Annotated in this window: 15 protein-coding genes; 11 read left to right on the plus strand and 4 right to left on the minus strand. The window is 40.8% G+C overall.

What is annotated here, in order from left to right; all coding sequences use genetic code 11:
- Positions 1-183 precede the first annotated feature (183 nt).
- Both metK and asnB read left to right on the plus strand, forming a co-directional pair.
- Positions 184-1,386 carry a methionine adenosyltransferase gene (gene metK / locus C6W18_RS16905; RefSeq protein WP_034322577.1) on the plus strand — a complete coding sequence of 401 codons (1,203 nt, stop codon included), beginning with the start codon at positions 184-186 and terminating at the stop codon, positions 1,384-1,386.
- Between the two features lie 148 nt (positions 1,387-1,534).
- Positions 1,535-3,433 (plus strand): asparagine synthase (glutamine-hydrolyzing), encoded by a 1,899-nt coding sequence (gene asnB, locus C6W18_RS16910; RefSeq protein WP_034322575.1) that lies wholly within the window; start codon positions 1,535-1,537, stop codon positions 3,431-3,433.
- A gap of 142 nt (positions 3,434-3,575) precedes the next feature.
- Here asnB and C6W18_RS16915 read toward each other — a convergent pair whose 3' ends face one another.
- A complete protein-coding gene (locus C6W18_RS16915; RefSeq protein WP_105928324.1) occupies positions 3,576-4,091 on the minus strand; it encodes a gamma carbonic anhydrase in 516 nt (171 codons plus the stop codon).
- A gap of 45 nt (positions 4,092-4,136) precedes the next feature.
- Between C6W18_RS16915 and C6W18_RS16920 the strand changes: the two genes are divergently transcribed.
- Together C6W18_RS16920 and C6W18_RS16925 are read left to right on the plus strand one after the other, a co-directional pair.
- Entirely contained in the window at positions 4,137-4,916 is a 780-nt protein-coding gene (locus C6W18_RS16920) for an alpha/beta hydrolase (RefSeq protein WP_105928325.1), read from the plus strand.
- A gap of 29 nt (positions 4,917-4,945) precedes the next feature.
- Entirely contained in the window at positions 4,946-6,025 is a 1,080-nt protein-coding gene (locus C6W18_RS16925; protein ID WP_034322571.1) for a tetraprenyl-beta-curcumene synthase family protein, read from the plus strand.
- Between the two features lie 15 nt (positions 6,026-6,040).
- Here the strand turns inward: C6W18_RS16925 and mnmM are convergent, their stop codons facing one another.
- Positions 6,041-6,616 carry a tRNA 5-(aminomethyl)-2-thiouridylate-methyltransferase MnmM gene (mnmM, locus tag C6W18_RS16930; protein ID WP_105928326.1) on the minus strand — a complete coding sequence of 192 codons (576 nt, stop codon included), beginning with the start codon at positions 6,614-6,616 and terminating at the stop codon, positions 6,041-6,043.
- On the minus strand, positions 6,613-7,578 hold the full coding sequence (gene mnmL, locus C6W18_RS16935) for a tRNA modification radical SAM protein MnmL/YtqA (protein WP_034322567.1): 966 nt from the start codon (positions 7,576-7,578) through the stop codon (positions 6,613-6,615). Before mnmL ends, mnmM begins: the two co-directional genes overlap by 4 nt.
- Positions 7,579-7,730: 152 nt before the next feature.
- Between mnmL and C6W18_RS16940 the strand changes: the two genes are divergently transcribed.
- The 7 genes from C6W18_RS16940 (at position 7,731) to C6W18_RS16970 (ending at position 12,616) form a co-directional block, all read left to right on the plus strand.
- Entirely contained in the window at positions 7,731-8,006 is a 276-nt protein-coding gene (locus C6W18_RS16940) for a YtzC family protein (protein ID WP_034322564.1), read from the plus strand.
- 142 nt (positions 8,007-8,148) lie between these two features.
- Positions 8,149-8,328, plus strand: coding sequence for a hypothetical protein (locus tag C6W18_RS16945; protein ID WP_034322561.1), 180 nt, complete (start codon positions 8,149-8,151; stop codon positions 8,326-8,328).
- Between the two features lie 17 nt (positions 8,329-8,345).
- Positions 8,346-8,738: a GntR family transcriptional regulator gene (locus tag C6W18_RS16950; protein WP_034322559.1), complete on the plus strand. Its 393-nt coding sequence runs from the start codon at positions 8,346-8,348 to the stop codon at positions 8,736-8,738.
- The gene (locus C6W18_RS16955; protein WP_034322556.1) at positions 8,731-9,609 is read left to right on the plus strand and encodes an ATP-binding cassette domain-containing protein; all 879 of its coding nucleotides are present in this window, start codon (positions 8,731-8,733) and stop codon (positions 9,607-9,609) included. The genes C6W18_RS16950 and C6W18_RS16955 overlap by 8 nt, the downstream gene beginning before the upstream one ends.
- Positions 9,603-10,598 (plus strand): ABC-2 transporter permease, encoded by a 996-nt coding sequence (locus C6W18_RS16960; RefSeq protein ID WP_105928327.1) that lies wholly within the window; start codon positions 9,603-9,605, stop codon positions 10,596-10,598. Before C6W18_RS16955 ends, C6W18_RS16960 begins: the two co-directional genes overlap by 7 nt.
- A 19-nt stretch (positions 10,599-10,617) precedes the next feature.
- On the plus strand, positions 10,618-11,316 hold the full coding sequence (locus tag C6W18_RS16965; protein ID WP_105928328.1) for an ABC transporter ATP-binding protein: 699 nt from the start codon (positions 10,618-10,620) through the stop codon (positions 11,314-11,316).
- Positions 11,306-12,616 carry an ABC transporter permease gene (locus C6W18_RS16970; RefSeq protein ID WP_105928329.1) on the plus strand — a complete coding sequence of 437 codons (1,311 nt, stop codon included), beginning with the start codon at positions 11,306-11,308 and terminating at the stop codon, positions 12,614-12,616. Before C6W18_RS16965 ends, C6W18_RS16970 begins: the two co-directional genes overlap by 11 nt.
- A gap of 57 nt (positions 12,617-12,673) precedes the next feature.
- On the opposite strand, the gene C6W18_RS16975 is transcribed toward C6W18_RS16970, so the two are convergent.
- A complete protein-coding gene (locus C6W18_RS16975; RefSeq protein ID WP_105928330.1) occupies positions 12,674-13,375 on the minus strand; it encodes a sunset domain-containing protein in 702 nt (233 codons plus the stop codon).
- Between the last annotated feature and the right edge of the window lie 78 nt (positions 13,376-13,453).

The following is a 13,453-nucleotide window of genomic DNA, read 5'->3' on the forward strand; positions in this document are numbered from 1 at the left end:
GCGATCTCAGACCCTTTCCTCGCAATGAAGGAAATGGTTTTTTTATTTTTGGGACATCATATGAACAAATTGCCAATAACATCTCTAATATAAACGTTTTCATATAAGAGGGAACGAGTTCCGTATCATATTGGAGGCCTCATCTTGGGATGATGTGGCCTTGTACAGGAGGAAATAGCCATTATGAGTCAAAATCGTCGTTTATTTACATCAGAATCAGTGACAGAAGGACATCCGGATAAAATCTGTGATCAAATTTCAGACAGCATTTTAGATGAAATTTTAAAGAAAGATCCAAATGCACGTGTCGCCTGTGAAACTTCTGTAACAACCGGTCTCGTATTAGTAAGCGGTGAAATTACAACGTCTACTTATGTCGATATTCCAAAAACGGTACGTGACACGATTAAGGAAATTGGCTACACACGTGCGAAATATGGTTTTGATGCGGAAACATGTGCTGTGCTAACATCAATTGATGAACAGTCTGCTGATATTGCGCAAGGTGTAGACAAAGCGCTTGAAGCACGTGAAGGAACAATGACTGACGAAGAAATTGATGCGATTGGTGCAGGTGACCAAGGGCTTATGTTTGGTTTTGCAAACAACGAAACAGAAGAGCTGATGCCGCTGCCGATTTCACTAGCGCATAAATTATCTCGTCGTTTAACAGAAGTACGCAAGGATCAAACACTTGCATACCTTCGCCCAGATGGAAAAACACAAGTAACAGTTGAATATGATGAACAAAACAAACCAGTTCGTATTGACACGGTGGTTATCTCTACACAGCATGCACCAGAAGTGACGCTTGAACAAATTCAAAGCGACTTAAAAGAGCATGTCATCCGCCCAGTGGTTCCAAGTGAACTGATTGATGAAGAGACAAAATACTTTATTAACCCAACAGGCCGTTTCGTGATCGGTGGACCTCAAGGGGATGCTGGTTTAACTGGACGTAAAATCATCGTTGATACGTATGGCGGCTACGCTCGTCATGGCGGCGGTGCTTTCTCTGGTAAGGACGCAACAAAGGTTGACCGTTCTGCGGCATATGCTGCTCGTTACGTAGCGAAAAACATCGTAGCAGCTGGCCTTGCAGATTCTTGTGAAGTACAACTTGCTTATGCAATTGGTGTTGCACAGCCTGTATCGATTTCAATTGATACATTCGGAACAGGAAAAGCTTCTGAAGAAAAATTAATTGAAGTGGTTCGTGCGAACTTTGATCTACGTCCGGCTGGCATTATTAAAATGCTCGATTTGCGTCGTCCGATCTATAAACAAACAGCTGCATACGGACATTTTGGCCGTCACGACTTAGATCTCCCGTGGGAAAAAACGGATAAAGCCGACACGCTTCGCAAAGAAGCATTAGGACAATAACAACATAGAAAACCGCTTATTTTAAGCGGTTTTCCTTTTGATTAAAAAAAATTCTACAAAAAGCAAAAAAATGTGAAACAAAATCGGACAAATAACTGTCTAATTATAGGTCTACTTTTAAGAAATAACATAACGTGGAGGCAATAATATGTGTGGGTTTGTTGGTGTATTTAATCACCGTCCATTGTCCGAAACTACTGAGCAGGAAGAGTTAATTAAACAAATGAATCGTCTCATCGTTCATCGTGGTCCGGATGATGAGGGATACTTCCATGATGAACATGTAGGATTTGGATTTAGACGTTTAAGTATTATAGATGTTGAACATGGAAAGCAGCCGCTTTCTTATGAAGATGAAAAATATTGGATTGTTTTCAACGGAGAAATTTATAACTATGTGGAGTTGAAGGAAGAGCTTGTGAAAAAGGGCTATACGTTCAGCACAGATTCTGATACGGAAGTACTTCTTGCCACATATCGTCACTATAAAGAAGAAGCTGCTTCTAAGCTTCGCGGAATGTTTGCATTTTTAATTTGGGATAAAGAAGCGCAGTTATTATATGGCGCAAGAGATCCTTTTGGCATCAAACCGCTTTATTTTACACAAATGGATGATCAAGTGTACTTTGCTTCTGAACGCAAAAGCTTAATGGCTGTGAATGAAAACATTTTATTTGATGAAACCTCTTTGCAGCAATACATGTCTTTCCAGTTCGTTCCTGAGCCAAATACACTTGATCAAAAGGTGCATAAAGTGGAGCCGGGTCATCAGTTTACACTGCGCCCAGGCAAGGAGATTGAATTTAAGACTTACTGGAAGGTTCAATTCAAGCCTGAACAAACACAAGAACAAAAATTAATAGAAGAAGTGCGCGATGCAATCTATGATTCTGTGAAAGTGCACATGAGAAGTGATGTACCTGTTGGTTCATTCCTTTCTGGCGGTATCGATTCTTCTTTCATCGTGTCTGTTGCAAAAGAATTACACCCTGAGCTGAAGACATTCTCGGTTGGCTTTCAGCAGGACGGTTTTAGTGAAGTGGATGTGGCAAAGGAAACAGCTGATAAGCTAGGCTTGCAAAACTTCAGTGCTGTCATTTCCCCTGAGGAATATATGAACGAACTTCCGAAAATTGTTTGGCATTTAGATGATCCTTTAGCTGATCCGGCGGCGATTCCATTGTATTTCGTGGCAAAAGAAGCGAAAAAACAAGTCACAGTGGTTCTTTCTGGTGAGGGAGCGGACGAGCTGTTCGGTGGATATAATATTTACCGCGAGCCTCTTTCTCTAAAACCATTTGAATCTGTTCCATCTATGCTGAAAAAGCTTCTTCTTCGTCTGGCGCGTTTAATGCCAGAAGGAATGAAAGGGAAAAGCTTTATCGTTCGCGGCTGTACGCCGTTGGAGGAACGCTATATTGGCAATGCGAAAATCTTCGAAGAGCCAGTGAAGAAAAACCTCTTAAAGCAGTATGATCCGAACATCACGTATCGTGACGTGACGAAGACATACTTCGAGGAAAGTGCAGGCTACAGTGATATTAACAAAATGCAATATGTTGATATTCATACGTGGATGCGCGGAGACATCCTGCTTAAAGCAGACAAGATGACGATGGCGAATTCTCTTGAGCTTCGTGTGCCATTCCTTGATAAGGTCGTATTTGAAGCGGCTTCTAAAATTCCAGAAGAGCTGAAAACAAAAGATGGTACAACGAAATATTTATTGCGTAAAGCAGCAGAAGGCATTGTGCCAGACCATGTGTTAAATCGCAAGAAGTTAGGTTTCCCTGTTCCAATTCGTCATTGGCTGAAAAATGAGATGAACGCTTGGGCGAAAGATATCATTAAAAACAGTCAAACTGATGAATACATTAACAAGGAATATGTTCTGGATTTACTAAATGACCATTGTGCTGGCAAAGCAGATCATAGCCGCAAGATTTGGACAGTCCTGATCTTTATGATCTGGCATAGCATTTATGTGGAGCGCAGTATTGATCCAGAGCAGTTGAATCATCAACCGAAAGAAGTCATCTTTAGTTAATGAAAAAAGGTTTTCAGCTTTGTGCTGAAAACCTTTTTTGTCATGATAGAAAGTGGTGGAAAAGGGTAAAATAACAAGCGGTTCACAGTTATTGCTTAATATCCTGAAAAAAACATGATAAAGTGAAGATACACGTATGATGTTAACGGGATAAAAGGGAACGATAGTATTGTCCCTTTTCTACATATTCTCTGCGGATACGGTCCATGTCTTGGATATCCTCATCTGTTAACAGTCGAACCACTTTGGCTGGACGGCCAAAAGCGAGGGAGCCTTTTGGGATGACCTTTCCTTGAGGGACAAGACTTCCTGCACCGATAAAGGCACCTTCGCCAATTTCCGCACCATCGAGAATGATGGACCCCATACCAATGAGGGCATGTTTTCGAATGATTGAGCTATGTAATGTGACTTGGTGTCCAATGGTAGCACCATCTTCAATAAGAAGTGTTTTTCCAGGACTTTGATGCAGACAGGATAAGTCTTGAATGTTGACGTTTTTTCCAATTCTCACTGGAGCAACATCGCCTCTGATGACGGTTTGGAACCAAACGCTCGAATATTCTCCAATCGTGACATCGCCAGTAATGGTGGCGTTATCTGCGACAAAGACCGATTCATGAATCTCAGGTGTAAACTGATGATATGGATAAATCACTTTTTCGACTTCCTTTCTAAATACAACATTTGTGAGGTGTTTACTTTGTGGACTTGGCATGCTGAAAGACCAGTTGGTACAATTGTGATTGTACATGGTGCCAGTGAATATCATGGCCGATATAAATGGCTAATCGAAATGTGGCGAACTGCCGGCTATCACGTCGTCATGGGTGACTTGCCTGGGCAAGGAACATCAACACGTGCGCGCGGCCACATTCGCTCTTTTCAAGAATACATTGATACAGTAGATGAATGGATCGAACATGCGAAGTCATTCAGACTTCCTACATTTTTACTTGGGCACAGTATGGGTGGACTCATTTCAATTGAGTGGGTCAAGCAGTATACCCATACGAAGATTGATGGCCTTATTTTATCATCACCTTGTTTAGGTCTGCAATTTAAACCGAAGAAGCTGATGGATTTTGCGTCAAAAGGTCTAAATGTGCTGGCTCCGTCTTTTAAAGTAGAGTCTGGACTGTCCATTGAACTTGCCACACGGAATCAGGCCGTTATTGAGGCAGATTCAAATGATTCACTTTATGTGACAAAGGTGTCGGTTCGCTGGTATCGAGAGCTGGTGAAAAATATCGATGCAGCGATGCAGCCAACGAATGTCTTTCGCTCGATTCCGCTCCTGTTAATGCAGGCAGGCGATGACAAGATCGTGGATAAAACAAGGGTGATCAAATGGTTCAATGGCATTGAATCGTACAATAAATCATACCGTGAATGGGAAGAACTGTATCACGAAATATTTAATGAGCCGGAACGAGAAGATGTGTTTAAGGCGGCAAGAGCCTTTACAGATCAATATATTTGATTGTGAGCTTAAGTTGGGGGTGGATTGATTTGTCAGTACCAGAGCGTCCTTTTGCACTGATGACGAAAGTGTATAAAGATATTTTTCCGCTAGTTCATCAGGAGCTAAAAAAGTGGCGGGCTCATGCAGAAATGATTGAAAATGAAGAACTGAGAACGCAGGCACTAGCGAGCATTTCCAGTAAAACCTTTCACTGTGAAGGCGGAGGAATCTTATCTCTTCTAGCAGGTGAAGCGAAAGAAACGTGTATTGAATTCATTGTGGCGTACCAAACGATCAGTGATTACTTAGATAACCTATGTGACCGCAGCACGTCGCTTGATCCAAAGGATTTTCATATGCTGCATCAAGCGATGAGAGATGCGCTTGATATTCATGCTGAGCTCAAGCCGTATTATCAATTCCGTGATGAGCAAGAGGATCATGGGTATTTACATGCGCTTGTCCGCACATGTCAAGACGTGCTGTCACGCCTTGAGCATTATCCGATCATTCAGCCGTATTTACATAAGCTGTGTGATTATTATAGTGATTTACAAGTACATAAGCACGTGGTCCCTCATGAACGTGTGCCTCGACTAGAGTCATGGTTCCGCCAATATGAAAAGGATTTGCCGAAGATGGAATGGTATGAGTTTTCAGCATGTGCAGGATCAACGCTAGGCATTTTCTGTCTTGTGGCTTATGCACTGCAGCCTGATTTTACAGAGAAGCAGGCGAAGCAAATTTACGAAAGCTATTTTCCTTATATCCAAGGTCTGCACATTTTACTCGATTACTTAATTGATCAAGAAGAGGATCGGCTTGGGGGCGATCTGAATTTTTGCTCATACTATGATTCTCATCAAGAGATGATGGACAGACTTCAGCATTTTATTGAAAAAGCGGATGAGCAGCTGAAAGGCATCCCTCACGAAAATTTTCACAAGCTGATTAACAGAGGATTACTAGCGGTCTATTTGTCCGATGAAAAAGTGACAGAACAAAAAGAGATGAATAAGCTGGCAAAACGGCTGATCAAATCAAGCGGGAAAACGTCGTTCTTTTTCTATATCAATGGAAGAGCCTATCGGACCTATCAGAAAATGCCTTGGATGAAATCCTCATAAAAAAGCTCAAATCCATTAGGATTTGAGCTTTTTTTCAATCGCGACCACAAAGGGCGGGTCGTTATGAATATTCATGTATTGATAAGACAAGACTTGTACTTCTTCATGGTGAAGAGACCTGCAATAGTCGAGAAGCACTTCTTTTTCTCTTTTTCCTTCAGGATGACCGTGGTAAATCACAAGAACGATCAGACCTCCGGGTTTTAGCCAGTCAATGAGTTGTTTGATCGCTTCAATGGTCGTATGAGCCTGAGTGGTGACGGCTTTATCGCCTCCGGGCAAGTACCCAAGGTTAAACACCGCAGCAGATATGTGTCCATAAACATCCGCTGGTAAGTGATCAGCCAGCTTTTCATGTCCATCGTGGATGAGGTGAACGTAAGGGTATTGCTCACCAAGCCTTTTGCTTGTTTGCTTTAAGGCCTCCTCCTGAACGTCGAATGCAAAAACTTGTCCATCTTTTCCTACAAGGTCGGCTAAATAGAGCGTATCGTGACCATTTCCCATCGTTGCATCAATGACGATGTCGCCTTTTTTACAAGCACGTTCTAACAGCTCTTTACTAAAAGGGAGCATGCGCTTTAAAATCATTTGGCCGCTTCTTCCAATCTGACGAAACGTTTGCCTTGATAGCTGTTTCGTCTTTCAAGTTCAGCATTAATGGCATTCAGTACTTCCCACTTATTTACGCTCCACATCGGACCAACCATTAATTCAATAGGACCATCGCCTGTAATCCGATGAATAATCATTTCTGGCGGCAGGATCTCCAGCTGATCACAAACAAGCTGAACATATTCCTCCTGGCTTAAAAACTCAAGCTTGCCTTTTTCGTATTGCTTGACCATTGGTGTTCCTTTTAAAAGGTGAAGCAAATGAATTTTGATTCCTTGTACATCTAAATCAGCGACAGCTTTTGCTGTTTCCATCATCATGTCTCGGTTTTCAAGAGGCAATCCGTTAATGATATGCGAGCAGACACGAATTCCGTGTTTTCGCAGTTTTTCTACACCTTCTACGTAGCATTCATAATCATGGGCACGGTTGATGAGCATAGCTGTCCGTTCGTGTACGGTTTGAAGGCCAAGCTCTACCCATAGATAAGTGCGCTCGTTTAATTCAGCTAAATATTCCACAACGTCATCTGGCAGACAGTCAGGTCTTGTGGCAATAGATAAACCAACCACTCCATCCAGGTTCATGACGGTTTCGTATTTTTCTTTTAAGACAGATAGGGGCGCATGTGTGTTTGTATACGCCTGAAAATACGCCATGTATTTTCCGTCTTTCCATTTTGTGTGCATCCGGTCTTTGATTTCATTAAATTGAGTGATGAGATCATCAGCCCGGTTTCCTGCAAAATCACCAGACCCAGCGGCACTACAAAATGTACAGCCTCCGTGAGCTACAGTACCATCACGGTTTGGGCAATCAAAGCCACCATCTAAGGCGACTTTAAACACCTTATGACCGAAGTGCTCACGCAAATGATAGTTCCATGTGTGATAACGTTTTTCGCTGTTTGAATATAAAAAAGGGTTATGCTGATCCAAGTCAGTAACCTCCTTGCATAATAATAGGCATCCTAAAAGTTTAACAAAAATTACGGAGTAGGACAATTGAATCTGTCCAACATTTTCTTTAGTGAAAAAGCTTCACCTGGGCAAAATAGGTGGGAGCGATGATGAAATGGAGGGATTGCAAGGTGGCAACAAGAAAATCAATCGATGAATTTATGCAAAAAAGCACTGAGACTCTTGAGTTTGCAAGTGAACAATTTGATTTGAGCTCACGCCAAGAGCATTATAACGAAGAAGAGTTTTCTAAAGCGCAGCTCATGCTTGAGGATGCGGTCAACGAATTAGAAAAATTAAAAGATGTCGCCAATGACCAACAAAGAGAGCGTTTAGACAGGGCGCGTGTTCAAATTCAAAGTTTGCAAAATCAAATGATTTTAGGTATTTCATACGATAACGAATGATAAACAGATCCTTCTTTTAAGGGTCTGTTTTTTTATTTTCAGAAAAGCTATTGACTTTTTGAGTGAGTGTTATTATTGTATTAAGTGTACTACGTCAACTAATACACTATAGACACTTAAAAGTGAAGAAAGGTGTTCAACCATGAAGAAAGAAAAAAAACCAATCAATATGAAGTGGATGGTACTGGCTGTTGCGTTAGCATGTACATTTTTTTTCGTTCTCGTTTTCATTGGTTTTGAGGTTCAGAAAGATTTGATTCCAAATTCGGTCCCTTTAATGCAAGGACATGATCAAGCAATAGGACTGCAAAAGCATGAATGAGGAAAGAGGGAGCCATTATGATTCAAATAGATCCAAGAAGCGCTGCGCCAATATATGAACAAATCATTGAGCAGTTAAAAATTTTGTGCCTAAAAGGTGTGATGAAACCTGGCGACAAACTGCCTTCTGTAAGAGAGCTCGCCACCATCATCATCGCCAACCCAAACACCGTCAGCAAAGCGTATAAAGAGCTTGAACGGGAAGGGATTATTGAAACACTAAGAGGCCGTGGAACGTATGTAACAGAAGGTGCACAGTTAAAGCTGAATGAAGGGAAGGTGTTGGAGATGAAGGAGCAATTAAGACAACTCATCATAGAAGCTCATTATGCCGGTATTGACATTCATCAACTCAAAGAATGGCTAGAAGAGATCGGCTCAAGTCTAAAAGGAGGACAACAAGTTGATTGAGGTCAGAAATGTATCGAAGAAATTAAATGGACGCGAAGTACTCAGTGACGTTTCCTTCGAGATAGGCGAAGGAGAGATCTTCGGTCTACTTGGCCGTAATGGCTCAGGAAAAACAACACTTCTCAGATTGATTCAGCAAATTCTTCTTCCGGATGAAGGGGAGATTTATTTTAAAGGTGTACTAGTGAAAGATCACCCCTTAGTGAAGCAAAATATTGTGTATATGCCGGTCGTGAATCCTTACTTTGACCGGTACAATTACGGACAGCTAGTCCAGCTATTAAAGCATATTTATCCGAAGTTTGACGTGACATATGCCAATGAGCTTGTGAACCGTTATGAGATTCCGGAAAAAGTGAAATATCGTGAATTGTCGACAGGTTTAAAGAAACAGCTGTCACTCATTTTAAGCTTTGCGATCAAACCAGCGGTCATTTTGTTAGATGAACCGACAGATGGAATTGATGCGGTCACAAGAAACGACGTTCTTCAGCTGATGATTGATGAGGTGGCAGAACGACAAACGACGATTTTCATTACCTCTCATCGCCTAGAGGATATTGAGCGTATGTGTAATCGAATTGGGTTTTTAGAAGGAAATCAACTCACAAGTGTCATGGATTTAGATGAATTAAAGAATGACTATGTCAAAATCCAAATGGCATTTGAAGAAGATATGAATTTAAGTATTAGAAAAAACGGCGTCTCCATTTTAGATCAAGCAGGTGTTTTCTATACAGCGCTTGTGCTCAAAACAGATGTTGAGGCAAAAGAGTATCTGAAATCGCTACAGCCGAAAGTATGGCATGAACTGCCTGTGAATTTAGAAGAAGTATTCATTGCGAAGTTTGGAGGGAAACGCAGATGGTAAAGCGGCAATTATTATATAAGGAGTGGAAGCAATCAGAGCTGACATTCATTTTAGTGATGCTTGTTGCAGTATTTGCGACGCCATTATCCTTCTTAATGGGATACTCATCCTTTCAAACTTGTTTAAACGATCCCACATGTACAACAGCGGATAATTACTTTTATTATAATTTTAGTTCTGACATTTTTATCGTCCTCTCATGGACGATGGGTTTGGTTTTTGCGATTATCCAGCTGGGATATGAAAGAAATAAAGGACAGATCGATTTTACTTTATCTTTGCCATTTAGTAGAAGTACCATATATCACACAAAGTTTTTTCTAGGTGCCGGAATTATCGCACTCGTTCATGTATTGTCATATGCCTTAACTTACTTACTCATATTAGGAATTGAACCAAAGGAGACGTTTGGGTTTAACAGTGGTTACTTCATCGCACTTGTGTCATCCTTGATGATTTATAGTTTGTGTCTCGCAGCAGGTGCTTTAACAGGAAACGCAACTAGTCAAATGATTGTTACCTTCAGTACAGCGATATTGCCTTATTTATTAATTTGGCTTCCGATGTTTCATTTAGACTTTATTTTTAAAACGAATAGAAACTGGGTCGATGTCAGTTATGACTACTTTATTATGCCCATTGCTCCAATTACTTATATAACGGATCGTTTTCAATATCGAGATCCAAGTGAATATCCAATTTGGTTTACTGGAGAAGAATTCATCGTACCAATTGTGATGATAATTGTATTTTATCTCATTGGTTTGTTTAGTTTTATTAAGCATCCAATTGAACGAAACGGCAGCTTCTTCCTTTACTCAAAAATGGATAGACCCATTCAGATTATGGTCATTGTCTTCGGTGTTCTAGGATTTGGCTGGGTTGGATTTTCGTCAGACAATTCCATGTTTGGTTATATCGCTGGCATGTTAATTGGTGGAGGAGTAGGTGCACTAACGAGTTATTTCTTAATCTATAGAAAAAGATAAAAGAGAGTAGGGGAGTAAGATGATTCAGATTCAAGAATTAGACCATGTATTTAAAATTGGTAAAAAGGGCAGAGAGAACGAAATTCCTGTGCTCAAAGGCATTGACCTATCCATCAAAAGAGGCGATATTGCTTGTATCGTTGGACGAAGTGGTTCGGGGAAATCTACCTTATTAAACTTAATTTCAGGATATATTACGCCAACGAGCGGACAAATTGTCATCGATGGCACCAATGTGACTGGTTTTAATGAAAAAGAATGGGCGGACTTTCGGTTAGATCATTTTGGCTTTATCTTTCAAAGCTTTCAATTGATCGGGAGCTTAACAACGTTTGAGAATGTTGAACTTCCGCTCACTTTAAAAGGTGTGAAGCCGTCTGAACGTAAGGCGAAAGTAAAAGAAATGCTCAAACGAGTAGGCCTTGAGCATCATGCAGAACATTATCCGAATGAGCTGTCAGGTGGACAGCAGCAGCGTGTGAGTATTGCAAGAGCTTTGATTTTAAATCCATCTATTATTTTAGCGGATGAACCAACAGGCAGTTTGGATTCAGAAACCGAAGGAGAAATTCTGGCCTTTATCCAGCAGCTCAATCGTGAAAAAGGAATTACGTTTGTCATCATTACACATGACGATGAAGTCGCTTCCATCGCAGACACAACGTTCCAGCTTCATGATGGTGTGTTAAAGAAAGGGGAACAGTCCATTGAAATTTAGAGATCAGGTCAAATTCATCAGAAGAAATATGAAGAAAAATAGATTGCGTGTGTTTATGACCATACTTGCAACGACAATGGCATGCTCTTTCTTAATCGTTCTAGCGTCAGTTGGTTTTGGTCTGCAAAAATCGGCTCAAGATGAAATCATGAAACAGCAAATCATCACAGAAATTAAAGTGTTAGGCAAAGAAAAAGGTGACGTCAAAGTTGACGATTTAAAGAAATATGATCATGCGAAATCTGTTGTTGCAAGAACGTCAATCATTTCATCGGTTAACGTCGAGCTCGATAATCGCTCAAGTGAAACACAGGCTGCTCTGACAGATATGAAAGAAGAAAAAGAGGCAGGCCTTGAACTAGACCGTGGAAAAGTCCCAACATCGGCGAATGAAATTGTGGTTGGGTATCATATGGCAGAACAACTTTGGACGGAAAAAGAACGAAAAGACTATGAAAAAGAAATGAATCAGACATCAAATGGTGAAGATACACCGGAAGAGCCAAAAGGCTATACGAAGGAAATTTTAAACAAAGTCATTCAAATCAAGGTGCCAAAACTTAATGAAGAAAATGAAGTTGTGAAAGAAAAGACGTTCGATTTCCGTGTAGTCGGCGTATTAAAGAAACCGAATTTGGAGTGGCAGCAGGATCATAAAATTCTTATTCCAAATGCTTATGAAAAAGAATTTGGTCAAGTGCTCGATCTGTCTCCTGATGCAGGAAATGTCGAAAAAATGACTTCTGTCTATGCTGATAAGTTCGACAATGTCGGTGCGCTCACGGATAAGCTGACAGATGACGGCTATCAAGTAATCTCTGTGACGAATCAGCTTGAAGGAATGGATATGTTCTTTACAGTCTTTAAAATTGGACTCATCTTTGTCGGATGTATTGCGGTCATTATTTCGGCGATCGGCATTTTCAATACGATGACAATGGCGGTAACAGAACGAACACAAGAGATTGGTATTATGAAAGCCATTGGTGCTAATCCTTCCATTATCAAGCGAATGTTCCTAATGGAAAGTGCTTATATTGGGGTGATTGGATCGGTCATCGGTATCATCATCTCGTATATCATTAGCTTCGCAGTCAACTTAATCATTCCAGCCATTTTGTCTTCCATGTCTGAGGGAGGATCAAGCGATCAATTCTCGATTACTTTCTCCTATATTCCGCTAAGTCTTGTGATCACAGCAACATTGATTAGCGCAGGGGTAGCGATTATTTCTGGACTGAACCCAGCACGTAAGGCAACAAAAACAAATGTATTAGCAGCATTAAGAAGAGAAATTTAAAAAAGAACCTCCTGTTCCCTAGTGGACTAACAGGAGGTTTTTTATCGTGAAGTATAGCTATTGCTTAGGTGCCCTGTACCCTGCTCGCTCTGCCTCTTCTACGGAGCAGAACAGCTTGGTTACATTTTTTGTTCGCGAGTAGTATCTGCTGCTCGGTGTGTGATAAATGCCATTCACACTTCCTTTGATGTTACAGGCGGCCGATTCTTTTTTTGTTTCCTTTTGTGACTCATGCCCGCCCGTATTCGTGCCTTCATCCTTAGGAGCGGAGCGCTGGACGGTTGAGGACTGAGTCTCTTTATTTTTTTTCTTGTTTTCTTTTTTGAGTGTTTCGTTGCTAGAGGTCAGCTTGTCTATTTTCTCTTCAAGCTCTTGAATGGTCTCTTTTTGCTGTTTGACCGTTTCTTTTTCTGAGGTGATGTTTTCTAGCTTTTTTGACAGTTTTTCTTTTTCTTTTGTCGCGTCTTCTAAAGAGGACGTAAGCGACTCTTTATCTTCCTTCAGATGGGAAATTTCAGATGCTAATTGTTTTTGATCCTTTAACAGCTGTTCCGAAGATGGATCTGCTTGTGCCTTCGGAGCATCTGTGGCAACAAACGGTAACGACATGATGGAAAAAACGAGACCAATAATCAAAAAAGGATAAAAGAGTCCTTTTGAAAAAATCCTTTGGTTCCGGTGTTTGAATAAGAAGAAATTAGCGGCATATCCTATGGCGAAACAAAAGCATAAAAGACCTATGATGAGTAAAAAGATCATCTAGTAGCCCCCCTAAATCTCTATTTACCCCTATCATACCTCATTTTTCCATTTTGTGGAGTGATTCAAATAAAAAAA

Origin of the sequence: Bacillus sp. LLTC93 (assembly GCF_002993125.1) — a bacterium.
Taxonomy (GTDB): Bacteria; Bacillota; Bacilli; order Bacillales; family Bacillaceae; genus Bacillus; species Bacillus zhangzhouensis.

Excerpts from the sequence above, each read along its gene's own strand:
- metK (WP_034322577.1), top strand. The coding sequence starts at position 184 with ATGAGTCAAAATCGTCGTTTATTTACATCAGAATCAGTGACAGAAGGA.
- asnB (WP_034322575.1), top strand. The coding sequence starts at position 1,535 with ATGTGTGGGTTTGTTGGTGTATTTAATCACCGTCCATTGTCCGAAACT.
- mnmM (WP_105928326.1), bottom strand. The coding sequence starts at position 6,616 with ATGATTTTAAAGCGCATGCTCCCTTTTAGTAAAGAGCTGTTAGAACGT.
- C6W18_RS16945 (WP_034322561.1), top strand. The coding sequence starts at position 8,149 with ATGAAGAAAGAAAAAAAACCAATCAATATGAAGTGGATGGTACTGGCT.
- C6W18_RS16950 (WP_034322559.1), top strand. The coding sequence starts at position 8,346 with ATGATTCAAATAGATCCAAGAAGCGCTGCGCCAATATATGAACAAATC.
- C6W18_RS16960 (WP_105928327.1), top strand. The coding sequence starts at position 9,603 with ATGGTAAAGCGGCAATTATTATATAAGGAGTGGAAGCAATCAGAGCTG.
- C6W18_RS16965 (WP_105928328.1), top strand. The coding sequence starts at position 10,618 with ATGATTCAGATTCAAGAATTAGACCATGTATTTAAAATTGGTAAAAAG.
- C6W18_RS16975 (WP_105928330.1), bottom strand. The coding sequence starts at position 13,375 with ATGATCTTTTTACTCATCATAGGTCTTTTATGCTTTTGTTTCGCCATA.